The sequence below is a fragment of the Chryseobacterium endophyticum genome, from assembly GCF_056333165.1.
This window is the reverse complement of sequence record NZ_JBWGXE010000005.1, coordinates 143,461-167,755: the sequence shown is the minus strand read 5'-3', so window position 1 is coordinate 167,755 and position 24,295 is coordinate 143,461. Positions and strand designations below refer to the sequence as shown.

Sequence of the window (24,295 nt, the reverse complement as noted above, 5' to 3'; positions counted from 1 at the left end):
TATTTAGGGGATATTAATGCCACTCACAATAAACGATTTGCTATGATTACAGAAAACAATCTTTCTGAAAACGAGGAAAACAAAAACGTTAATCCTATACCTGTGGAGGAAACTGCAGAACATGCAGCACCTCAGGCTGAAAACGTTCAAAATGAAGAACATGAACATGAAGAAGAGCACGAAGAGGTAGACCTCTCTCTGGCGGATGCTTTGAAGGAAATGGAAAAAATCATCAACGCACCCAATGCCGGTGAAGATTTCAAAAGATTCAACCAGCTTAAGGAGAAAGCAAGTCATTACATCCATGATGAAGTGGAAGATAAAAAGCATGAATACACCGATGCCGGAAATGCCCCTGAAACCTTCAGCTACGAGCATCCTTCCCAGGCGAGATTTTCGGCTTTAGTCAACATCTTCAGAGAAAAGCATGACACTTATCAAAAAGGTCAGGAAGAAGAGCAGAAAAAGAATCTTGAGCATCGTCAGAATATTATTGAAAGGCTTAAAAATCTATATACGAATTCCGAACCGGGGACCAATCTTTTCAAATCGATAAGAGAAATTAAGGAAGACTGGTCTAACGCGGGACAGGTTGCAAAATCTGAATTTAAAATCCTGAATAACAATTATTTCCACCATCTGAACCAATTTTACCAGATGCTGGATCTCAATAAAGAATTTCTTGAGCAGGAATACAGCCACAACCTGGAAAAGAGACAGCACATCATCGAACGGGCCAAGCAGCTCGAGCATGAACCTGTCATCCAGAAAGCACTTAATGAACTTCAGTATCTTCATAAACTATGGAAAGAGGAGGCTGAACCCGTAGCAGAAGAATTCCGTGAAAAAACATGGGAAGAATTTAAAGAAATTTCCAATAAAATCCATGAAAGAAAATCTGAGCTTTCCGCAGCCATCGAAACAGAGCAAAACGAAAATCTAGAAAAGAAAAATCAGATTATCGCTGAAATAAAAAAACTTTCGGAACCGTCTGAAAATCCAAACCACAATTATTGGCAGAACGCCATTAAAAGAGTTGAAGAGCTCAGATCTGAATTCCTGAAAACCGGAAGCGTTCCGAGAAAGCTGTCTAATCAGAACTGGAATGATTTTAAAACGACCTTAAGAACATTCAACACGACCAAGAATTCTTATTATAAATCTTTAAAGGGTTCTCAACAGGCCAATCTGGAGGAAAAATTAAAGCTTATCCAGACCGCGAAAGACAACCAGGACAATGAAGAATGGGATATCGCGGTACCTCTGTTCAAAAAGCTGCAGGAAGACTGGAAGAAAATCGGGCATGTTCCGAAGAGCATGACGAATAAAATCTGGGATGAATTCCGTGATGCATGTAACGCATTTTTCAACAATTACAGAGAAAAAAGCAACGCTTCTACCGATAACTGGAAAGAAAATTACAAGAATAAAAAAGCCCTTCTCGATGATCTGAAGACCGTTACCAACGAAGAAGGAAGCATTGAAAAAATTGAATCCATAAAAACAGCATGGAATAATATCGGGAAAGTCCCAAGGGATAAAATTTCCATCAACACTGAATTCAACAAAACCTTAAGGGAAAAACTTAAATTAAACAAAATCAACGAGTTTGAACTTAAAGAAGAAGGTTTATCGGAAAATCAGCTGACTGACAAGGCCAGAAAAATGAAGAGCCAGATTTCCGATCTTGAAGCAGAAATCGTTAAATTGGAAAACAACCTTGCTTTCTTTAAAAATCCATCCAGAGAAAACCCTATGCTTAGGGAAACCTTTGATTCCATTGATGAGAAAAAAGCTCATTTAGAAAATTTAAAACAAAATCTCCACAACATTATTTCCGGAGAATAGTATAAATTAAAAATTAATAAAGCGGAGCAAAGGAATTTGACTTCGCTTTTTTATTTGTTATGAAAGACGAATTTTACATCAGAAGATGCATCGAGCTTGCCGGTAAAGCAATCGGGAAAACATATCCGAATCCGCTTGTGGGAAGCGTGATTGTATATCAGGATAAAATTATCGGTGAAGGATACCATCATAAAGCCGGTGAAAACCATGCGGAGATCAATGCTATCAATTCTGTTAAAGACAAATCCCTGATTTCGGAATCCACAATTTATGTCTCATTGGAACCTTGTGCGCATTATGGAAAAACACCTCCCTGCGCGCTGAAAATAAAAGAGTTGGGATTCCGGAAAGTAGTGATCGGTGCGATGGATTCTCATGATAAAGTAAACGGAAAGGGTAAAAAAATCATCCAGGATGCCGGAATCGAAGTGGTTTCAGGCATTTTAGAGCAGGAATGTTTAGATTTAAATAAGAGATTTTTTACGTTTCACCAGAAAAAAAGGCCTTACATCTTTCTGAAATGGGCACAGTCCGGTGATGGTTTTTTAGACCGGGATTTCAAGCCCTATTCCATTTCAAATACTCTGGTTAATCAGTTTGTACATCAACTGAGAGCTGATGAACACGCTATTCTCGTCGGAACACAAACCGCTTTAAATGACAATCCCGGGCTTACCGTGAGAAATGTAGAGGGCGAAAATCCCATAAGAGTTCTCATTGATTTTGAGCTTAAAGTTCCCGAAACGTTTAATATTTATAATCCGGAAGCAAAAACAATCGTTATAAATACCATTAAAGAAGAAGAAAACGAAAATATAAAATTCATTAGAATCAGCAAAGAAAATTTCCTTGCAGAGCTGATGAATGCCTTATACAGAGAACAGATTCAGTCGGTTATTATCGAAGGCGGAAGGTTTACCTTACAACAGTTTATTGATGCAGGACTTTGGGACGAAGCCATCGTGATCAAAAACGAAAATCTAAAACTTATCAGCGGTACGAAAGCTCCTGACTTTACAGATCAGAAGCCTTTAAAAACAGAAGAATTCAGAGATAATATGATTGAATTTTACAAAAACCAAAGAGATAATATTTTAACTATCAATACTTAACATCAAAATTTTCACAAAAATATCACCCTACTTTGAAATTAATTCCGTAACTTCATGATCAACTTAAAACCTAAACATCATGAAAAATTTAAGAAAACTTTCAACAAGAGAATTGAAATCAGTAAAGGGAGGTATTCCAGGCTGTTACTACGATGTTGTCCTCAATCAGATGGTTTGTCCATGCAATCCGCATCTTTATTACAACTGCAACGGTAAGTGCGTTCCACTGGATCAAGCATGTCCAACTCCAGGAATTGAATTATAATACTGAGGATTAACAATCTCTCATACAAAAAAGAAGAGGACTTTAATGGTTCTCTTTTTTTATGGCTCCTTTTTTAATTCTTTCCCTCAAAAAATTTTTACCTTTGATAAAATAATTCTAAAATTACAGACGAGATCATTTTTCCTTACACATGTTCAATTTTAAAACCATAGAATCTTCAGTCGAAAATACGTTATTAAAAGAAAAAGGAAGCAAGTTCATAGGCTTTGCCTTTCCGGTGAATAACGAAAATGAACTTAAAAATGCGCTGGAAAAAATACGCGGAGAACACCCGAAAGCAACACACCATTGCTACGCCTTCAGAATGGGTCTTAATGGAGAAAACTACCGCGCCAACGACGACGGAGAGCCTTCAGGAAGTGCCGGGCTGCCTATTTACAACCAATTACTGGCCCATGAAATCACCAATGTTCTCGTAATTTCTGTAAGATACTATGGCGGAACAAAGCTTGGCGTTTCAGGATTGGTGAAGGCTTATAAAGAATCGGCCAAAATCACACTCGAAGAAGCCAGTATTGTCACGAAAGAACTTGAAACACAGATTGAGATTCAGTTTAACTTCAATCAGCAGAATCTTATTTTCACACTGCTTTCAAAATACGATGCAAAAGTCATCAATTTTGATGCGGATGAGCAGTGCGTCGTCACCGCATCTTTAAAGCTGTCTCAAAAAGAAAACATCTCAGACAAATTATCTGAGATGCAACATATTAAATTTAATTTTAAAGATCATTAATTTCTTCTTCCTCCCATCAATAGCGAAAGCCAGTACAGGAGTTGGGCAAGCGAACCTAAAGCAGCCACCACGTAAGTCCGGGCGGCCCATTTCAGGCTATCTTTGACACCTACGTATTCTTCCGTTGTTACAGTACCGGTGTCTCTGAGCCATTTCATCGCTCTATTGCTGGCATCATACTCTACAGGAAGCGTGATAAAGGCAAATAAAGTGGTGAATGCAAACATCACAACCCCTATCGCCAGTACTAGTCTGTTGCCTGTAGGATTTTCAATAGATCGCGTGGCTACCATAATCATGACTCCTGCAATCACTACAAACTGCATCAGGTTTGAGCTTATCTGCACCACCGGTACCAATTTCGATCTTAGCTGCAGCATGGAATATCCTACTTTATGCTGTACGGCGTGTCCACATTCATGTGCTGCGACGGCCGCCGCAGCTGCATTTCTCTGCATATAAACAGATTCAGAAAGATTCACTGTTTTATTTTCAGGATTATAATGATCCGTGAGTTGTCCAGGAACCGAAATCACTTGTACATCATTAATACTGTTGTCTCTAAGCATTTTTTCCGCAATTTCTTTTCCGGAAAGCCCGTTTCGGAGGTGCACTTTGGAATAATATTCAAACTTCGATTTCAATTTCCATGAGACATACCAGCTCACAGCCATTGAAACAATAATAATCAGATAATACCCACTCATCTTAATAACTTTACAATATATTTTCACACAACAAGATGTAAAAACTGTGCCAAAGTATATCATTTAATTGGCTATATTTGCTTATTAATTCGCCTTTAAAAACTATGTCTAAAGTTTCAGTAATTGAAGTAAAAACCACGGATCAGCTTAAGCAATTCGTGAGATTTCCGATGGATTTGTACAAAGACAATCCGTATTACGTTCCGTCATTTATCAATGATGAAATGAATATCTGGAATCCGGCCGAAAATCCGGCCATGCAATACTCTGAAGCGAAACAGTTTTTAGCCTACAAAAACGATAAAATCGTGGGTCGAATTGCAGTCATGATCAACCACAAGGAAGAACGTGAACTGGGAATCAGGAAAGTACGTTTCGGATGGATTGATTTTATTGATGATCCTGAAGTCTCCAAAGCTTTAATCGATACCGTTATAAACCACGCCAGAGAAAAAGACATCAGCAAAATAGAAGGCCCGATGGGCTTTACCAATCTCGACAAAGCGGGAATGCTGACCATGGGATTCGACAAGCTCGCCACGATGATCGGTATTTACAATCACGAATACTACCCGAAACACCTTGAACAGTTAGGCTTAACAAAAGAAAAGGAATGGGTTGAATTTGAACTTCAATTCCCGGAAATACTACCTGATAAAATCCACAAATTCAACGAATTAATCTCTCAAAAATACAAACTTAAGGTTTTAAACTTCAAATCAAAAGAAGAGATCCTTGAATACGTGGATCCGATGTTCGACCTCCTTGATGAAACCTATAAGCATTTATCGACCTACACTCCTATTTCCGATGAACAGCGCAAAACATACAAAGAAAAATACTTTAAATTAATCGATAAAGATTATATCGTATGTGTCGCCGATGATGCAGACCAACTGGTAGCGTTTGCTATTACCATGCCTTCTTATTCTAAAGCTTTACAAAAATCAGGCGGAAAGCTTTTACCTTTTGGTTGGTGGCATTTCCTGAAAGCCGGAAAGAAAAATGACCGGGCCAATTTTTATTTAATAGGTATCCACCCTGATTATCAGCGGAGAGGTGTTACTTCAATTATTTTTAAGGAGATATGGAAGCTTTTCAGAAAAAAAGGCGTAAAATACCTGGAGACCAATCCTGAACTGGAAGAGAATAAAAGCGTTCAGCTTTTGTGGCAGGACTACAATCCGGTGAATCATAAAAGAAGACGCACCTATTCGCTCGACATCAAATAATTTCTTATCCCTAAAAAGTAGACTTATCACTTTTCAGCTTATGAAAATCCATCTTTTTGTTTTCGGAATTTTAATCGCAGGATTTATTATTTTTAATATTTTCCTGCAGTCAGGAGATGACAGAACCGATACCGCCATTAATATCATTTATGCCAGTGTATTATTCGGCTATATTTCATTTATGGCTTTTTCTCTTTTAAAAAAGATGAGAAAATAAACTAATTTTTATTCATTCTAAATTATAAGTTTTCTTCATTTTGAAGCGACTTTTAACCCGATAAATTTCATGCTTTCTTGTTTATTCGCTAAATTTGCAAATTGAGATAATAATGCAAAAATGAATTTACCTGAAAGTTATATTCCAATCCTTATACAGGCAGGTGTTGCGATAGGTTTCGTAGCCATTTCTTTGCTTGGAGCGCATTTTTTAGGTCCTAAACAGAAAAAAGGAAATTCTGTGAAAAACCAAAGCTGGGAGTGTGGAGTCCCGGTAGAAGGAAATGCAAGAACACCGTTTTCCATTAAATATTTTTTGACGGCGGTATTATTCGTATTATTCGATATTGAGATCGTATTTTTTTATCCGTATGCAGTCAACTTCAGAGAATTCGGAATGGAAGGCTTCCTTGCCGTTCTGACCTTTGTGGCGATCTTCTTCATGGCATTTTTCTATGTCTGGAAACGTGGCGCACTAGACTGGGATAAATAAAAAAGAATAAAAATTTTAAATTAAAAATTTTAGATGGTGATTTTTAATTAAAGTTAACATTAACATTAATTTGGAATCTAAAATTTAAAATCTAAAATCTACTAAAATGTCAGATAACAAACCAGTAATAAGAACAGATGCACCTGCTCCGGAAGGATTTGAAGGAGAAGGGTTTTTCGCAACGAAACTGAGCAGTGTAATCGGGATGGCCAGAAAATTTTCACTTTGGCCTTTGCCATTTGCAACCTCTTGTTGTGGTATCGAGTTTATGGCAACCCTGAATCCTACGTATGATGCGTCAAGATTTGGAATGGAAAGAAACTCTTTCTCTCCAAGACAGGCAGACATGCTGATGGTATGCGGAACCATATCCAAGAAGTTAGGACCAGTCCTAAAAGAAGTGTACACTCAGATGGCAGAGCCGAAATGGGTGGTTGCCGTGGGCGCCTGTGCTTCCAGCGGTGGTATTTTTGATACTTATTCTGTGTTACAGGGAATTGATAAAATTATTCCTGTGGACGTGTACGTTCCGGGATGTCCTCCGAGACCGGAGCAAATCATTGAAGGTGTGATGCAGGTACAGGCTTTGGCGGAAAGCGAAAGCATCAGAAGAAGAGACATGCCTGAATACCAGAAATTACTAGATTCTTACAACATAAGCAACTAACGGAAATGACGAACGAATTTGTATTAGAAGCAATCACAAGAGAATTTCCGGAATCCGTAATCGCCAGTTCAGAGCCTTATGGAATGCTTACGATTGAAGTGAAGAAAGAAGACCTGAAGAAGATGGTACACTATCTTAAAGATTCTTCTCTGGAAATCAATTTCCTCACAGACGTTTGCGGAATACATTACCCTGAATTTCCGGAAAAAGAAATCGGAGTCGTGTATCACCTGCACAACATGATGACGAATTTCAGATTACGTCTTAAAATCTTCATGTCCAGGGAAAACATAGAAGTGGATTCTTTAGTGGAATTGTATGCAGGAGCCAACTGGATGGAAAGAGAAACCTATGATTTCTTTGGAATTAAATTTAAAGGCCATCCGGATCTGAGACCTATTTTAAATATGGAAGATCTCGGATACCACCCGATGTTGAAAGAATATCGCCTTGAAGACGGAACAAGAACCGACAAAGACGATGCCATGTTCGGAAGATAAAATATAATGCAATAAGCAGTAAGCAGCAAGCAATAAGCTTAAAGCCTAAAGCCTATCGCCTAAAGCATTTAAATTATGAAAGATAACTCTTTATCTAATATACTAAATCAGTACGACAGCAAGGAACAGATTGACGGACAATTATACACCCTCAATTTAGGTCCTACCCACCCTGCAACGCACGGGATTTTCCAGAATATCTTAACGATGGACGGGGAAAGAATCCTTCACGCTGAGCAAACTGTCGGGTACATTCACAGAGCATTTGAGAAAATCTCCGAAAGAAGAAATTATGCTCAGATCACAACCCTTACCGACCGTATGAACTATTGTTCTGCGCCGATTAATAACTTAGGCTGGCACATGACCGTTGAAAAACTGATCGGTGTGGAAGTTCCGAAGCGTGTAGATTATATGCGTGTTATTTTAATGGAATTAGCCAGAATCGGGGATCACCTGATCTGCAACGGAGTAACCGGGATGGACTCCGGAGCGATTACAGGACTTACCTATATGTTCATCGAAAGAGAACGTATTTACGATATGTACGAACAGATCTGCGGCGCAAGAATGACGACCAATATGGGAAGAATCGGAGGTTTTGAAAGAGATTTCACCCCAAAATTCCATGAGCTGATCAAGGATTTTCTTAAAACCTTCCCGCCAAGATTCAAAGAATTCTGTACTTTATTGGAAAGAAACAGGATCTTTATGGACCGAACGATTGGAGCAGGAGGAATTTCAGCAGAAAGAGCATTAAGCTATGGTTTTACAGGTCCGAACTTAAGAGCAACCGGCGTAGATTATGACGTAAGAGTGGCACAACCTTATTCTTCTTACCAGGATTTCGACTTCATCATCCCTGTGGGAACTTCAGGAGATACTTACGACCGTTTCATGGTTCGTCAGCAGGAAATCTGGGAATCGATCAAGATCATCAAACAAGCATACGAAAATCTTCCTGAAGGACCGTTCCATGCGGATGTTCCGGACTTCTACCTTCCTGAAAAGGCAGATGTTTACCAGAAAATGGAAGCATTGATATACCATTTCAAAATTGTAATGGGGGAAACCGACGTGCCGAAAGGTGAAGTATACCACGCGGTAGAAGGAGGAAACGGAGAATTAGGTTTCTACTTAGTAAGTGATGGAGGAAGAAGCCCTTACCGACTGCACTTCAGAAGACCATGCTTCATCTATTATCAGGCCTATCCTGAGATGATTACAGGTTCTGTAATCTCCGATGCGATTGTAACGATGTGTAGCATGAACATTATTGCGGGAGAATTAGACGCATAAAAAAGAAGAAGTCAGACATCAGATTTTAGATGTAAGACTTTTTCATTATATATAAATTTAAAATCTGATGTCTGAAATCTGGCATCTGAAATCTTAGATAAAAATGAGCGAAACAATAGCTTTTAAACCGGAAAGTTTAGCACAGGTGCACAAAATGATCGCGAGATACCCTGAAGGAAGACAAAAATCTGCACTGATCCCTGTACTTCATTTGGCACAGAAGGAATTCGGCGGATGGTTAGACGTTCCTGTCATGGATTATGTCGCAGAATTATTGAGCATCAAACCGATCGAGGTATACGAAGTGGCAACTTTCTATACCATGTTCAATATGAAACCAGTGGGGAAATATGTTCTGGAAGTCTGCAGAACAGGTCCTTGTATGGTCTCGGGAAGCGAAAAGATCCTTAACCATATCAGAACAAAACTGAACATTAAAGACGGAGAAACTACGGAAGACGGAATGTTCACCCTAAAGCCGGCAGAATGTTTAGGAGCCTGCGGATATGCTCCGATGATGCAGCTGGGAAAATTCTTTCATGAAAATTTAACAATAGAAAAAGTTGACGAAATCCTTGATCTTTGCAGAGAAGGACAGGTTGATTTAGGCTAATACCAATTTAAAATCTCAGGTTTTAAATTAATTTTAAATTTTAATAATTAAATGCAAGAAGCCAAAAGCCAATTGCAATAAGCATACAACAATGAGTAAAAAACTTTTACTTAAAGACGCACATATAGAAGGGATTCGCTACTTTGAAACCTATCGTAAACAGGGAGGTTACACGGCAGCTGAAAAGGCCCTGAAAATGACTCCGGACGAAATTTTGGAAGAAGTAAAAGCTTCCGGACTTCGCGGACGTGGTGGAGCAGGATTCCCAACCGGAATGAAATGGAGCTTCCTGGCAAAACCGGAAGGCATTCCAAGGCACCTGGTGGTCAATGCCGACGAATCTGAGCCGGGAACTTTCAAAGACAGATATTTAATGGAATTCCTTCCGCATTTACTGATCGAAGGAATGCTCATTTCATCGTACTGCTTAGGTTCAAATGTTTCTTATATCTACATCCGTGGAGAATATTCATGGATTCCTGATATTCTGGAAGAAGCCATTGAAGAAGCGAAAGCAGCAGGATTTTTAGGTAAAAATATTTTAGGAACAGGTTTCGATCTGGAAATTTATGTTCAGAGAGGTGCCGGAGCTTATATCTGCGGTGAAGAAACGGCATTGCTCGAATCTCTTGAAGGGAAAAGAGGAAACCCTAGATTAAAACCGCCTTTCCCTGCTGTAAAAGGACTTTGGGAAAGACCAACGGTAGTAAACAACGTTGAATCGATCGCGGCTATTGTTCCGATCATCGATATTACCGGAGCAGAATACGCAAAAATCGGGGTTGGAAGATCTACCGGTACGAAATTGATTTCAGCCTGTGGAAACATCAACAAACCGGGAGTTTATGAAATCGATATGACGATTACCGTTGAAGAATTCATTTACTCAGACGAATACTGTGGCGGAATTAAAGACGGAAAAAGACTGAAAGCCTGTATTCCGGGTGGAAGTTCCGTTCCGATCGTTCCTGCTAACTTATTATTGAAAACCGTAAACGGAGAACCAAGATACATGAACTACGAATCTTTGGCAGACGGTGGTTTTGCTACCGGAACCATGATGGGTTCAGGAGGATTCATCGTGCTGGATGAAGACCAGTGCGTTGTAGAACATACCATGACTTTAGCCAGATTCTATAATCACGAAAGTTGTGGACAATGTACGCCTTGCCGTGAAGGGACAGGATGGATGTACAAGATTTTAAAGAAAATCGAGAAAGGAGAAGGAAAAATGGAAGACATTGATCTTCTTTGGGACATCCAGAGAAAGATTGAAGGAAATACAATTTGTCCATTGGGTGACGCAGCAGCCTGGCCGGTTGCAGCAGCGATCCGTCATTTCAGAGATGAATTTGAATGGCATGTTAAAAACCCTGAATTGTGTCTGACACAAAATTACGGATTGGCACATTATGCAGATCCAATCCCTGCAGTTGAAAACAATGCTTAAGATGAAACAGATATTAGCAGTCGGCATTTTGATGTCGGGTCTTGCTTTTGGACAAGTCAAAAACGATACCATAGAAAAAGAATACAAGCTGGAAGCAACTCCTTATAAAGCTGAAAAAAAGGAAAAACCTTTACCATTAAGCAAGAAAGGACAGGTCTTTGTTTTTTACGGTTGGAACAGAGGAGCATACAGCAATTCTGATATTCATTTCAGTGGAAATGGCTATGATTTTCAGTTGAATAATGTATCTGCAAGGGATAAACCTACGAAATTCGGAATCGTTTATTTTGATCCGAGCTGGTTTACCGTAACACAGTACAATTTCAGACTGGGTTATTTTATTAAAGATAATTTGGCCCTGGTATTAGGGATTGATCACATGAAATATGTAATGAAGCAAGACCAGACGGTTGATTTCAGAGGAAATATTTCAGATCCTAAATATGCCGCCATGGTACAGAATGGGCAGGTAAATCTGTCGGATGGAGAGTTTCTTACTTTTGAGCATACGGACGGACTTAACTATGAAAATTTAGGTCTGGAAAAATATAAGAATCTCATCCATAAGAAAAATATTGACCTGGTATGGTCTTATGGAGCAGGATTAGGCTTCATGTTTCCGAAAAGTAACGTAAAACTTTTTGGCAATGACAGGAGTGACCGCTTTCATGTAGCAGGAATGGGGACCGATCTGAGATCAAGCCTTAACATGGTGTTCTGGAAAAACTGGATCATCAGAGCCGAAGCCAAAGCGGGATACATCAATATGTGGGATATTAAAACCACCCTCAACAACAAACCCGATAAGGCCCGCCAGGATTTTGTTTTCGGAGAAGTATTGGCCGGCATCGGATATACATTTAATACGAAGAAGTATAATTAAAATATAGCTAAAGCTTTCACAGCATAAGCGAAAAAGCATAGAATATGAGCGAAGAGGTTAAAAAATTCAAAATAACTATAGACGGACAGACTACCGAAGTTTTGCCAGGAACTTCTATTTTAGAAGCCGCAAGACAGATCGGTGGAAAATCTGTACCTCCTGCAATGTGCTACTACAGCAAATTGGAAACCAGTGGAGGAAGATGCAGAACCTGCCTGGTAGAAGTTTCTAAAGGGTCTGAAGCAGATCCCCGTCCTATGCCAAAACTGGTAGCCAGCTGCAGAACCAATGTGATGGATGGCATGGAAGTAAAAAACCTTACCTCCGAAAAAGCACAGGAAGGCAGAAAAGCTGTTACCGAGTTCCTATTGGTCAATCACCCGCTGGACTGCCCTATCTGCGACCAGGCCGGTGAATGTCACCTTCAGGATTTAGGATATGAGCATGGGGTGGAGAACACAAGAACTGAATTTGAAAGGAATACTTACGAAGCTGATGACCTTGGTCCTCACATCAAACTAAATATGAACCGCTGCATTCTTTGTGCAAGATGCGTACTGGCTGCCAATCAACTCACAGGAGAAAGGGAGCATGGTATTTTGTTCAGAGGAGATCACGCTGAAATTTCCACGTATTTGAATAAAGCTTTGGATAATGATTTCATCGGAAACGTTATTGACGTTTGCCCGGTAGGAGCATTAACCGACAGAACCGCACGTTTTGCCAGCAGGGTATGGTTTACCAAACCTATGAATGCTTCATGCAACTGCGATAAATGTTCAGGAAAAGCTGCAGTATGGATGAAAGGCGATGAAATCGTAAGGGTGACTGCCCGAAAAGATCAGTGGGGAGAAGTGGAAGAATTCATCTGCGATACCTGCCGTTTCGAAAGAAAAAACCTGAGCGACTGGAATATCGAAGGACCTAGGCATATCGACAGACATTCAGTGATTTCATTGAACCACTATGAAAAGCCTAAAGATGAACTGAGAGTTTTAGACAATCCGATGGCTAAAGAAATCAGTGAAAAAGACGAAAAATAATTTGAAAATTTGATAATGAGTTAATTTGAAAATGAAATCTCTGGTGTTGCGAAGACTACTTCCCTCCTCCAGCTTCCATATTCAAGCCTCTGATATCTAACATCTATAAAAATAAAAATGGATTTACTTACATTTAAACTTATACTTGTACTGGCACTTTTCCTGCTTTCATTAACGATTGCCGCCTACTCTACCTGGGCAGAAAGAAAAGTTGCTGCCATTATGCAGGACAGAATCGGACCCAACAGATCCGGGCCTTTCGGATTGCTGCAGCCTCTTGCTGACGGTGGAAAGTTCTTCTTTAAAGAAGATTTTACCCCGCAAAATGCAGAAAAATTCCTTTTTGTATTGGGGCCTGCCTTAGTAATGTTTATTTCGTTGATCACAGGAGCGGTTATTCCTTGGGGTAAAAGTTTAAATATTGCGGGAACGTCTTACGATCTTCAGGTAGCCAATATTGACGTTGGGGTACTTTTCATCATCGGAATGGCTTCCATAGGCGTTTATGGAATCATGATCGGAGGGTGGGCTTCCAACAACAAATATTCATTGTTAGGTGCTATCCGTGCGTCTTCCCAGATGATCTCTTACGAATTGGCGATGGGATTGGCTCTGCTTTCTATCATTATGATGACGGGAAGTTTAGATTTAAAAGAAATTACCGCAAACCAGACGAACGGAAAACTGTGGGGCGTTATTCCTTGGGTTTCCGGGTTCAACTGGAATATTTTCTACCAGCCGGTTGCTTTCCTTGTTTTCATCGTAGCAGCTTTGGCCGAAACCAACAGACACCCTTTCGATTTACCTGAATGTGAATCTGAACTGGTAACCGGATATTCTACGGAGTATTCTTCCATGAAATTGGGACTGTATATGTTCGGGGAATATGTGAACATGTTTATCTCCAATGCTTTCATGGTCGTTCTTTTCTTCGGAGGGTACAACTATCCGGGAATTGAATGGGTAACTCAGAACTGGGGCGAAAATACTGCTGGTATCCTGAGTATTGTAGCGTTTTTAGCTAAAACCGTGATCGGAATTTTGATCTTTATGTGGATCAGATGGACTCTTCCGAGATTCAGATATGATCAATTGATGCACTTGGGTTGGAAAACATTAATTCCAATGGCATTGGTAAACTTGCTGGTTACAGGTGCTGTAATTTTAGCATTTGGAAATTAATTAATTTAAAATTTGAGAATGAGCTAATTTGAACATTGAATGCAACAATTATTTTTAGCTCAATAACTATAAAATTAAGATAACAGACAAGATTTGTCTAAAATCTGATGTCTAACATCTAACATCTATAATTAAATGAAACTTACGAACAGATCAAAAGTTGTTTCTAACAAGGAAATGACCCTTGCTGAAAAAATCTATCTTCCTGCGATTTTCACAGGGATGGGGATTACCTTTAAGCATGCTGTAAGAACCGTATTGAAAGGTGCTCCTGCAGTATATTCCTATCCGGAAGTACAGAAGCCAAGGGCAGATATCTGGAGAGGCCAGCACGTTTTGAAGAGAGACGAGGAAGGCAGAGAAAGATGTACCGCTTGCGGACTTTGTGCAGTAGCGTGTCCTGCAGAAGCAATCACCATGACTGCAGCTGAACGAACAAAGGAGGAAAAGCACCTTTACAGAGAAGAAAAATATGCTTCAGTATATGAAATCAATATGCTGAGATGTATTTTCTGCGGAATGTGCGAAGAGGCTTGTCCGAAGTCTGCAATCTATCTTACCGACCGTCTGGTAGATGTAGAAACCAACAGAGGGTCTTTCATTTACGGAAAAGATAAATTAGTTGAAAAAATAAACGAAAGGATTGATATCACTGAAAGACAATCCGAGAAACAAAAAAATGCGGTAAAATAATGGATCAGTTTTTATTTTTCTTGGTGGCGTTTTTAGCAGTGGCAAGTGCTGTGTATTTCGTGTTTGCGAGAAATCCTCTTTATGCTATTCTGTCATTAATTGTTACGATGTTTTCTATTGCGGGGATGTACATTCTTCTGAATGCACAATTCCTTGCGATTATCCAGATCATTGTCTATGCAGGAGCCATCATGGTATTATTCCTGTATATCCTCATGATGCTGAACCTTAATAAGCAAGACGAAAGTAAGAAGAACAATACTTTAAAATTTGTTGGTGTTTTTACGGCGGGTCTTTTATTGATTGGTGTTTTAGGCGTGTTCAGAGGCGTTCAGCAGAACCAGATTGTCGTTGATAATGCAGACGGTAGCATCGGACTTACTAAAAATCTGGGAAGACTTTTGTTTAATGAATATGTTTTACCGTTTGAGCTTGCATCCATCCTTATTTTGGCAGGTATCGTAGGTGCGGTATTAATCGGTAAAAAAGATTTATAAAATTATGGGAGAAGTAAATACATTTATACAAAGCATCCCTCTGAATTACTTCATCATTCTTTCATCAGTATTATTCTGTCTGGGAGTATTGGGAGTATTGCTGAGAAAAAATGCAATTGTTATTTTAGGTTGTGTAGAGCTTATGCTGAATTCTGTAAACCTTTTATTGGCTGCATTTTCAGCATACAAAGGTAACGGCGACGGACAACTTCTGGTTTTCTTCATTATGGTGGTGGCTGCTGCGGAAGTAGCGGTAGGTTTGGCAATTATTGCTATGCTCTATAGAAATACCCGTTCTGTTGATGTAAGTATATTTAATAAATTAAGAGGATAAGAATGGAAAATTTAGTGTATGCAATAATACTTTTACCACTTTTAGGTTTTCTTATAAATGGTCTGTTCGGAAAAAATCTTCCAAAAATTGTTGTCGGTAGCCTGGCTACAGCAATGGTTTTTGCATCTTTCTGCATTGCAGTAAGTATTTTCATGAATTTTGATTCCGAAAGCCAGCCTGTCATTGTAAAAGCTTTTGAATGGTTTAGAGTAAATGGAATTCAGATCAATTTCGGGTTCCAGATCGATCAGCTCTCATTAATGATGGTCATGATCATCACAGGGATCGGATCTTTAATTCACCTCTACTCTATCGGATATATGAGTCATGATAAAGGTTTCTATAAGTTTTTTACTTATCTGAACCTGTTTATCTTCTCGATGTTACTATTGGTAATGGGAAGTAACTACCTGATCCTTTTCATCGGATGGGAAGGCGTAGGATTGTGTTCTTATTTACTAATCGGTTTCTGGTATACCAACGAAGAATATGGTAAAGCGGCAAGAAAAGCTTTCATTATGAACAGAATCGGTGACCTTGCATTATTGATCGGTATCTTTATGCTGGCTTCTCAAACGAATGCTGTGGATTACCTTACCATCAGAGAAAATGCCGGAAAATTTGAATTGGACGGAAGCGTGATTATCTTTATCACAGCAAGTTTATTTATCGGGGCTACCGGTAAATCTGCACAGGTTCCGTTATATACCTGGTTACCTGATGCGATGGCCGGGCCAACTCCGGTTTCTGCATTGATTCACGCAGCAACGATGGTAACGGCGGGTATCTATTTAGTGGTAAGATCCAATTTCTTATTCACTTTAGCCCCAACGGTTCAGGGAGGAATTTTATTCATCGGGTTCCTGACAGCCGCATTGGCAGGGTTCTATGCCCTACGTCAGAACGACATCAAAAAAGTATTGGCCTACTCTACCGTTTCACAGCTTGGATTTATGTTCATCGCTTTAGGTTTAGGAGCTTATACAACGGCCATGTTCCACGTAATGACACACGCTTTCTTCAAAGCATTATTGTTCTTAGGAGCGGGTTCTGTAATCCATGCGATGAGCAATGAGCAGGATATGCGTTTCATGGGAGGGTTAAAAAAATACATTCCTCTCACCCATGCTACCTTCCTGATCGGAACATTAGCCATCTCAGGATTCCCTTTATTATCGGGGATGATCTCTAAAGATGAAATTTTAGTAGCGGCTTTCGCTAAAAATCCAATTTACTGGGTATTCTTATTCATATTAGCGGCCATTACAGCAACTTATATGTTCAGACTGTATTATCTTACTTTCCACGGCGAGTTCAGAGGGACGGAAGAACAAAAACACCACTTACACGAAAGTCCGACCAATATGACCTTACCATTGATCGTACTGGCTATACTTTCTGTGGTCGGAGGTTTAATAAATCTTCCTCACTTCATCGGTCATGGTCATTATGCAAAATTAATGGAATGGCTGAAGCCTGTGCTTACTGAGGAAAGCTATAATCAGATGGAGGCTACACTTTCAGGAGTTCCGTTTGGTACCGAAATGATACTTTTAGGCGCAACAGTTTTAATGTTCTTCAGTGTATGGTTCCTTGTTAAAAATACTTACGTTAACAAGAAAAAACAGGCTCTTCCTGAAGAGCAGTACACCGGATGGGAAAAGCTGTCTGCCAGAAAATTATATATTGACGAACTTTACAATGCATTAATTGTAAAAACTGTTGAAGGATTAGGACGCGGAGGAAAGATGTTTGATAAAGGTATTCTTGATCGTTTTGTAGACTTCGTAGGTGAAGGTGCTGAGGACAGCGGAAAAGCTATGAAGCGCATCCAGAACGGAAATGTTGAGAATTACATTCTGATTATGTCTTTAGCGGTAGGAATTATACTGATTGTTAACTTTATATTACAATAATGTCTGGTTTATTATTAACATTATTACTATTACCTCTTGTAGGTTCGGGATTAGTTTTTGCATGGAAAAATAAATCCAGCAAGTATTTGGCACTGGGGATTTCGTTGATTCAGATGCTTGTAACATTCTACATTGCGGCGGATTTCAATTTTAATCCAACGGTAGACAGCGTATTACAGCACGAGATCAATTATCCTTGGTCACAATTTATCAAAAGTACACTTCATTTCGGGATCGACGGAATGAGCCTGCTTCTTTTGTTGCTGACCAATATCTTAACGCCTGTTATTATTTTATCTTCTTTTAATGAAAATGTAAGCTACAGAAATTCTTTCTACGGACTGATCCTGATGATGCAGTTCGGACTTATAGGGGTTTTCACATCGCTTGACGGATTATTATTCTACATTTTCTGGGAAGTAACTTTGATTCCGATCTGGTTCATTGCAGGACTTTGGGGCCAGGAAAATAAGAGATTTGAATTCACAACAAAATTCTTCGTATATACTTTCGTAGGATCACTATTCATGCTGGCAGGTTTGATTTATGTTTATAATCATTCCGCATCTTTTGCCCTGACAGATCTTTATAATGCTCAATTAAACGAAACCCAGCAGACGGTGGTATTCTGGTTTATTTTCTTTGCTTTTGCAGTGAAATTGCCGGTATTTCCTTTCCATACCTGGCAGCCGGATACGTACACTTATTCGCCTACACAAGGGTCAATGCTTTTGTCGGGGATTATGCTTAAAATGGCCATCTACGGAGTTATGCGTTATCTGTTGCCGATCACGCCGCTTCCGATTGCAGGAATTTCAGGGCAGATCGTCATCATTCTGGCCATCGTAGGAATTGTTCACGGGGCTTTGATTGCGATCATTCAGACCGATATGAAAAGAATTATTGCGTATTCTTCTTTCTCTCACGTTGGTTTAATGGTGGCCGGTATTTTTGCTTCTGCGGTAATCACTTTAAGAGGGAATTTAAATATTGAAGGAGCTGAAGGAGCTTTGGTACAGACATTCGCCCACGGGATCAACGTGGCAGGGCTGTTTTACTGCTGTGACATTTTATACAAAAGATTCAAATCAAGGGATATCAGACAAATGGGAGGCCTTGCAAAGGTTGCTCCGAAGTTTGCCGTATTGTTTTTGATCATCATACTAGGTTCAATGGGCGTTCCATTGACGAACGGATTTATCGGGGAATTTATCCTGTTAAAATCCGTATATGATTTCAACGGGTTGGCAGCCGTGATCGCAGGTCTTACCGTAATTCTTGCGGCTGTTTATCTATTGAGATTCTACGGAAAAGCAATGTTCGGACAGGGAGACGAAGCTGTTCTGAGTACCGCAAAAGATCTCTCTACCGTAGAGTTTTCTGTGTTGGCGAGTTTAGCGGTTTTTGTGATTGTATTTGGTATTTTCCCACAACCGATCATCGAAATGGTGAACAGTTCGTTGAAGTTTATCTACACGGCGATGGCCAGTTAAAATTAAAAGATTTAAAAATTAAAAAATAAGAGATCAGGGAAGATAAAAAGTAAAGTACGAAGCTCTATTTCAAACCTTACTTTAACCTTCAAATCTCAAATCTATATTATGAGTGTTTTAATTATTGTTTTCCTAACGGCAGTTGTTGCGTTATTTTCAGGAGTTTTTGAACAAGGGAAATTCGCAAGATATATTGGGATTTTGGGATTGATCATCGCATTATGGGTAAGCTTTATGCCGGAATGTACATTCTTTGCGCAGTACCGTCATATGTATGACTATACTCAAAATACGGCATTATTCACTAAAATATCAATCGTAACCACATTGTTATTGTTCTTTCTGGGAGGTTTTGCATTCAGCAATCACAGAAGCCACCAGTCGGAGCTGTATGCTTTGATGCTTTTTGCCCTTTGTGGTGGAATTATCCTTTTCGGATACCAGAATATGGTAACCCTGTTCCTTGGGGTTGAGATCCTTTCCATTCCTTTATACGTAATGGCTGGGGCCAATAAAACTGATTTAAGATCCAATGAAGCTTCTATCAAATATTTCCTGATGGGTGCCTTCGCAACAGGTTTTCTGTTGTTTGGGATTGCCTTTATCTACGGAAGTGTAGGAAGTTTTGATTTATATAAGATCCAGAATTTCGGCGTTCTGAACCCGAAAGACGGGATGTTTATTTTGGGAGTTTTATTAATACTTTGTGCGTTGGCATTTAAAGTAGCATTAGCACCTTTCCACATGTGGAGTCCTGATGTTTATTATGGAGCACCCTCATTGATTACGGCTTTCATGGCAAGTGTGGTGAAGATCTCCGGATTTTATGCACTGTTTAGATTAATGACCATCGGGTTTGGTGCTGTGACCGAAGAATGGATCAATGTTTTCGGGGTATTCCTGATTATTACTTTATTATTGGCAAACGTCATGGGACTTGCCCAGACCAATGCCAAAAGAATGCTGGCCTACTCTTCAGTTTCCCACGCAGGTTACATTGGCCTGGTATTTTTTGGGATGACCAGCCTTTCCACTTATAATTTAGCCTTTTATCTCTTTGCCTACGCTTTGGCAACAGTAGGGGTTTTCATGTGCTTAATTTATGTTGAAAAACTGAAAAGAGAAACGTCTTTCGGAGCTTTCAGAGGCTTAGCAAAAACAGAACCTTTATTGGCTACGGTAGCTTCCATTTCCATGCTTTCCATGGCGGGGATTCCGTTGACAGCCGGTTTTATGGGGAAATTTGCATTGTTCTCCCAGGCGATGAATTCGAACCATGGTGTTTTCCTTGTGCTGGTAGCCGTTTTAGGTTCCGCCCTTTCCATCGCATATTATTTAAGATTAATCATTTCAATGTTCTTTTTTAAAGAAAGTACATTCAAATCTTCAGAGAAAGTGACCTTAACCTATAATATTGTTGCGGTATTCGTTATCGCTTCCATCATTGTTCTGGGTGTTTTCCCTGATCTGTTCGCAAGACAGTTCGGACTGTAAAAAATCACTTAAAAATAACAGACCACAACCGCTAAGTTGTGGTTTTTTTATACCTTTACTTTAAATTTCAGTTTTGGCCAATCTTTACAAAAAAGACGCTCCATTTCAGGTTTATATTTCTTTCAAAAAATATTTGGATGTGCTTGAACATATCCGGTACAATGACCGTTTGGACTACCGGGTGAACTATGCCAAATCCCTGATCGATAAAACCAAAAACTTTAAAGAACTGAGAGACGGGTTTCAGGATATTTCACTGCTTGAAAAACATGATGAGCTGATCAAGTTACTGCTTGCCGATCTTTTTCCTACGGGACTTACTCATAATGAAATAAAAGCAGCCAGCATTCCGCTTTCCAATATTACATTCAACTATACCGAAAGATTTAAAAATATCCTCAAAGATGCCGGGAAAGATTTTGAAATAGAGCTTCGGAATATTGATGACGACGAGTTTTATGTGTTCTGCTGCTGCCTGATTATGCAGGCCTATTACAAAAGAGACATCAAAAGTTCACTCCCTTTTTATTATGACATCCCGAACAGACAGGGAATCATGAAGCATTACAAAATTACGGTCAATTCCGATTTCACGGAAGTGTATCCTATCAAAGGCACTAAAATACCTTCTGAAGAAGTCGTGGATATGCTGCTCGAAAATCTCGATGATTTTAAGATGTGGAAAAAATATTTCCCTTCAGAATCATGGATATTAAAAGGTTTTACAATCATTTCACTGGTCGATTGTACCTCTGAAGTTGCCTTATCCGACCTGAAATCGAGCATGATCAGTATCGACCCCGAAAATCTTTCCCCTGACGAAAACCTCATCGAAATTTTTAAATCTTATTTTGATGTGGCCGATCTTAACTTCGGATTGATGCTTTTTAATAAGAAAGACCAAAGGCTTGAAAAACTTCCGATCTATGAAAACGTTTTTACCAATCATATTCTCGACTTCTGGATCAATACTTTTGATGAAGAAACGAGAAAGAATACGTTTATCAATTTAAACCACAATTCAAAACCGATCGTGGTTTCAAACATTTCCAATCTGGATCACGACATAAAAGATCTCCCATCCTTCAGGATTTTAAGCGAAAATAAAATCAACAGCTTCATGGTAATTCCGATCATGAAAGAAAACGAACTGATTGCCATCATGGAATTTACTTCTACTATTGTCAACAGCTTCAACGGCCTTAAACTGAAAAAGCTCGAATTTTTTTCAGACATGATCTTATTTTCCCTCAACAGGTTCAGCTTTGAGAAAAACTACCAGATAGAAGCCATCATTCAACGCGAATACACCTCTATACACGACAGCGTGGTATGGAAATTCAGGAATGAAGCGGAGAAATATTTCAATGCCTCCCTGAATAAAAAAATATACACTTTACGGCAAATCACCTTCAAAAACCTTACGCCTCTCTTCGGGTTCTCGGATATCCGTTCTTCATCTGAAAAACGGTACAACCTGATGCTTGAAGATCTTAATCAGCAGATTGAATGCCTGCACGGGATTTTCTCAATGCTCACAGACTCCGATACCGAAAAGTATCATCTGGCGATTGATATTTTTGAGAATGAATTAAACAATGAGATAAAAGCAGACAGCGAACAGCGTTTTCAGCGTTTACTGAGAGATGAAATCCATCCTTTCTTACAGGCCAAACTGGAAATCAAAACATCCAGTGAGGTTAAAGCAAAAATAAAAGATTACTTCAGCCAGGTCTTTACACAGAATGATTTATTTTATGCAAATCGTAAAAATTTGGATGATTCGATTACCCTTGTCAACAGGAAGCTGGCCGACGTCCTTGATGAAAGCCAGGTAAAAGCCCAGCAGATTTTCCCACATTATTATGAAAGATTTAAATCTGATGGAATTGAGCATAATCTGTACATCGGGAAAAATATTGCTCCGGAACTCAATTATCATTCGAAAGTCGTTCATAAGCTCAGATACTGGCAGCTGAAAACCATCTGCAATATGGAACGTGAATTCCGGAATTTCAAAAAAGATCTGCCGATTGCCATGGATATTGCTTCCCTGATTTTTGTCTACAATGAAAAGATCGATATACGCTTCCGAATGGATGAAAAACGTTTTGACGTGGACGGTGCCTTCAATTCCTATTATGAGATCATTAAAAAAAGGCTTGATAAAGCGCACGTAAAAGATTCTGCCGAACGAATTACCTGCCCGGGGAAAATAACGATTGTCTATTTCGGCATGGAAAACCAGCGCGAGTATCTGGATTATATCAGTAAATTACAGAAAAAAGAGATTCTCCGTAATGATGTTGAGTTTCTCCGTGTGGAAGATCTGCAGGGAATTACCGGCCTTCTTGCCCTAAGGGTATCTATAGCCTAAAAATAAAGCTCATCCGGACTGAATGAGCTTTTATCTTAAAGAAATATTTTTTTAAAGGGTCAGAAAAGCATACCCGAAAGACAATACCGAAATGACGATTCCAGCCATGAAAATCTGGTAAGTGATCGACAAAAGCCTGTATTTCCGGTCCAGAACTTTCCCCAGATAGTATAAGTCTTTTACCATAGAATCATAAATATAATCGCGGTCTTTTATCAGGATGTTCATTGCGTCCTGGTAATCCTCAAAGACCATACGGTTGAAATTTCCGAAAAATAGCAGATTTACCTTTCTGTCGGCAACGTCTTTTGCGGTAAACCTCGCTTTGGTAACATTAGGTTTCGTGGAAAGAATGGCAAAAATAATCGTTAAAACGGCCGATAAAAGCAGGATAAAACTAGGAATGATAAGATGTGAATTTTTAGGAGTATCCAGCTTTGGAACCAGCACCGAAAGGCAGACTGAAATGATAATCGCATTTACAGACAGCAGAATATTGGCTTTGCTGTCGGCGATATCGCTTAACCGCGTATGATTGCTGAGGGTCACTCTGAATAAAGTATCGACACTGCGATCGGATTTGGGTTCTTTATCTTTGGATTTTTTACTTTCGGACGTTTCTTTTTTATCCTCTTCCTTTTCAAGTTTTTTCTCAATTTTCCTGATATTCTTATCTTTCAGGGGTTGCCAGTTTTGCTTCGCGTAGTCGGTATAGAAACGGTGTTTGTGCTTCAGCATGTCAAGGTTCCCGGAATTCCATTCATCATTTGAAAAGCATCTTACATTGGTAAGCTCCCACTCTTTACGTAAAGCATCGGAAATATCATTGTAGTCGTGGCTTGCAAAATGGCTGCAGTCAGCGTCCTTTACAATTTTTTCCAGAAGATTCTGCGGCTCGTAGGTGATCTTTGTGGCCAGGATCAGCTTTGCAATATCATTAATATCATTTTTGGGATAATTTTCCTGCTGCAAAAAACCTTTCATGATTTCTACCCCTTTCTCTTCATGGTCTTTGGCACATTCTATGTATCCTGTATCGTGAAACCACAGAGCAAGCAAAACCTTTTCCTGATCTTTTTCGGAGACCGGCGTATTTTTTAAGATTTCCTCAGCTTTATTTACCGTAAAGGTTGTATGAATAAAATTATGATAAGAATATACCGAAGATAGCTTATCTTTGAATAAGGTTTCAACATAATCTTTGGCTTTTTGTAAAATGTCCAT

24 protein-coding genes are annotated in these 24,295 nt (G+C 39.3%); 22 read left to right on the top strand and 2 right to left on the bottom strand.

The annotated features are described in order from the left end of the window. The first annotated feature begins 42 nt into the window (after positions 1-42). The 4 genes from AC0N32_RS13075 (at position 43) to AC0N32_RS13060 (ending at position 3,982) form a co-directional block, all read left to right on the top strand. A complete protein-coding gene (locus AC0N32_RS13075; protein WP_476394301.1) occupies positions 43-1,848 on the top strand; it encodes a DUF349 domain-containing protein in 1,806 nt (601 codons plus the stop codon). Positions 1,849-1,907: 59 nt separating this feature from the next. Next, on the top strand, positions 1,908-2,960 hold the full coding sequence (gene ribD / locus AC0N32_RS13070; protein ID WP_476394300.1) for a bifunctional diaminohydroxyphosphoribosylaminopyrimidine deaminase/5-amino-6-(5-phosphoribosylamino)uracil reductase RibD: 1,053 nt from the start codon (positions 1,908-1,910) through the stop codon (positions 2,958-2,960). Between the two features lie 79 nt (positions 2,961-3,039). Then, positions 3,040-3,225, top strand: a complete 186-nt coding sequence (locus AC0N32_RS13065; RefSeq protein ID WP_476394299.1) for a bacteriocin-like protein — start codon at positions 3,040-3,042, stop codon at positions 3,223-3,225. Between the two features lie 151 nt (positions 3,226-3,376). Continuing rightward, the gene (locus tag AC0N32_RS13060; RefSeq protein WP_476394298.1) at positions 3,377-3,982 is read left to right on the top strand and encodes an IMPACT family protein; all 606 of its coding nucleotides are present in this window, start codon (positions 3,377-3,379) and stop codon (positions 3,980-3,982) included. Here AC0N32_RS13060 and AC0N32_RS13055 read toward each other — a convergent pair. Next, positions 3,979-4,689: a zinc metallopeptidase gene (locus tag AC0N32_RS13055; protein ID WP_476394297.1), complete on the bottom strand. Its 711-nt coding sequence runs from the start codon at positions 4,687-4,689 to the stop codon at positions 3,979-3,981. The two genes, AC0N32_RS13060 and AC0N32_RS13055, sit on opposite strands and share 4 nt — an antisense overlap. 104 nt (positions 4,690-4,793) lie before the next feature. Between AC0N32_RS13055 and AC0N32_RS13050 the strand changes: the two genes are divergently transcribed. The 18 genes from AC0N32_RS13050 to AC0N32_RS12965 all read left to right on the top strand — a co-directional run bounded on the left by AC0N32_RS13050 (position 4,794) and on the right by AC0N32_RS12965 (position 23,071). Next, entirely contained in the window at positions 4,794-5,921 is a 1,128-nt protein-coding gene (locus AC0N32_RS13050) for a GNAT family N-acetyltransferase (RefSeq protein ID WP_476394296.1), read from the top strand. Positions 5,922-5,961: 40 nt separating this feature from the next. After that, entirely contained in the window at positions 5,962-6,138 is a 177-nt protein-coding gene (locus tag AC0N32_RS13045; RefSeq protein ID WP_476394295.1) for a hypothetical protein, read from the top strand. Positions 6,139-6,258: 120 nt separating this feature from the next. Beyond that, positions 6,259-6,630 (top strand): NADH-quinone oxidoreductase subunit A, encoded by a 372-nt coding sequence (locus AC0N32_RS13040; RefSeq protein WP_027380112.1) that lies wholly within the window; start codon positions 6,259-6,261, stop codon positions 6,628-6,630. Between the two features lie 106 nt (positions 6,631-6,736). Continuing rightward, on the top strand, positions 6,737-7,297 hold the full coding sequence (locus AC0N32_RS13035) for an NADH-quinone oxidoreductase subunit B (RefSeq protein WP_047397471.1): 561 nt from the start codon (positions 6,737-6,739) through the stop codon (positions 7,295-7,297). 5 nt (positions 7,298-7,302) lie between these two features. Next, positions 7,303-7,797, top strand: coding sequence for an NADH-quinone oxidoreductase subunit C (locus AC0N32_RS13030; protein ID WP_476394294.1), 495 nt, complete (start codon positions 7,303-7,305; stop codon positions 7,795-7,797). Between the two features lie 75 nt (positions 7,798-7,872). Continuing rightward, the gene (nuoD, locus tag AC0N32_RS13025; RefSeq protein ID WP_476394293.1) at positions 7,873-9,096 is read left to right on the top strand and encodes an NADH dehydrogenase (quinone) subunit D; all 1,224 of its coding nucleotides are present in this window, start codon (positions 7,873-7,875) and stop codon (positions 9,094-9,096) included. 103 nt (positions 9,097-9,199) lie between these two features. Then, positions 9,200-9,709, top strand: coding sequence for an NADH-quinone oxidoreductase subunit NuoE family protein (locus tag AC0N32_RS13020; protein WP_263601488.1), 510 nt, complete (start codon positions 9,200-9,202; stop codon positions 9,707-9,709). A 91-nt stretch (positions 9,710-9,800) separates the two neighbouring features. Then, positions 9,801-11,159 carry an NADH-quinone oxidoreductase subunit NuoF gene (gene nuoF, locus AC0N32_RS13015; RefSeq protein WP_476394292.1) on the top strand — a complete coding sequence of 453 codons (1,359 nt, stop codon included), beginning with the start codon at positions 9,801-9,803 and terminating at the stop codon, positions 11,157-11,159. A 1-nt stretch (position 11,160) separates the two neighbouring features. Next, positions 11,161-12,042, top strand: coding sequence for a hypothetical protein (locus tag AC0N32_RS13010; protein WP_476394291.1), 882 nt, complete (start codon positions 11,161-11,163; stop codon positions 12,040-12,042). 44 nt (positions 12,043-12,086) lie between these two features. Continuing rightward, on the top strand, positions 12,087-13,085 hold the full coding sequence (locus AC0N32_RS13005) for an NADH-quinone oxidoreductase subunit G (protein WP_476394290.1): 999 nt from the start codon (positions 12,087-12,089) through the stop codon (positions 13,083-13,085). A 117-nt stretch (positions 13,086-13,202) separates the two neighbouring features. Continuing rightward, positions 13,203-14,267: an NADH-quinone oxidoreductase subunit NuoH gene (gene nuoH / locus AC0N32_RS13000; protein WP_476394289.1), complete on the top strand. Its 1,065-nt coding sequence runs from the start codon at positions 13,203-13,205 to the stop codon at positions 14,265-14,267. 135 nt (positions 14,268-14,402) lie between these two features. Continuing rightward, complete coding sequence (locus AC0N32_RS12995; protein ID WP_029298761.1) at positions 14,403-14,960, top strand: NuoI/complex I 23 kDa subunit family protein; 558 nt, start codon at positions 14,403-14,405, stop codon at positions 14,958-14,960. Then, positions 14,960-15,457, top strand: a complete 498-nt coding sequence (locus AC0N32_RS12990; protein ID WP_476394288.1) for an NADH-quinone oxidoreductase subunit J family protein — start codon at positions 14,960-14,962, stop codon at positions 15,455-15,457. The genes AC0N32_RS12995 and AC0N32_RS12990 overlap by 1 nt, the downstream gene beginning before the upstream one ends. Before the next feature lie 4 nt (positions 15,458-15,461). Beyond that, entirely contained in the window at positions 15,462-15,791 is a 330-nt protein-coding gene (gene nuoK / locus AC0N32_RS12985; RefSeq protein ID WP_027380123.1) for an NADH-quinone oxidoreductase subunit NuoK, read from the top strand. Positions 15,792-15,793: 2 nt separating this feature from the next. After that, entirely contained in the window at positions 15,794-17,707 is a 1,914-nt protein-coding gene (nuoL, locus tag AC0N32_RS12980; protein WP_476394287.1) for an NADH-quinone oxidoreductase subunit L, read from the top strand. Next, positions 17,707-19,200 carry a complex I subunit 4 family protein gene (locus tag AC0N32_RS12975; RefSeq protein ID WP_476394286.1) on the top strand — a complete coding sequence of 498 codons (1,494 nt, stop codon included), beginning with the start codon at positions 17,707-17,709 and terminating at the stop codon, positions 19,198-19,200. Before nuoL ends, AC0N32_RS12975 begins: the two co-directional genes overlap by 1 nt. Before the next feature lie 108 nt (positions 19,201-19,308). After that, positions 19,309-20,694, top strand: coding sequence for an NADH-quinone oxidoreductase subunit N (locus AC0N32_RS12970; RefSeq protein ID WP_476394285.1), 1,386 nt, complete (start codon positions 19,309-19,311; stop codon positions 20,692-20,694). Positions 20,695-20,833: 139 nt separating this feature from the next. Further along, positions 20,834-23,071: a GAF domain-containing protein gene (locus AC0N32_RS12965; RefSeq protein ID WP_476394284.1), complete on the top strand. Its 2,238-nt coding sequence runs from the start codon at positions 20,834-20,836 to the stop codon at positions 23,069-23,071. Positions 23,072-23,122: 51 nt separating this feature from the next. On the opposite strand, the gene AC0N32_RS12960 is transcribed toward AC0N32_RS12965, so the two are convergent. Further along, positions 23,123-24,295 carry a Pycsar system effector family protein gene (locus AC0N32_RS12960; protein WP_476394283.1) on the bottom strand — a complete coding sequence of 391 codons (1,173 nt, stop codon included), beginning with the start codon at positions 24,293-24,295 and terminating at the stop codon, positions 23,123-23,125.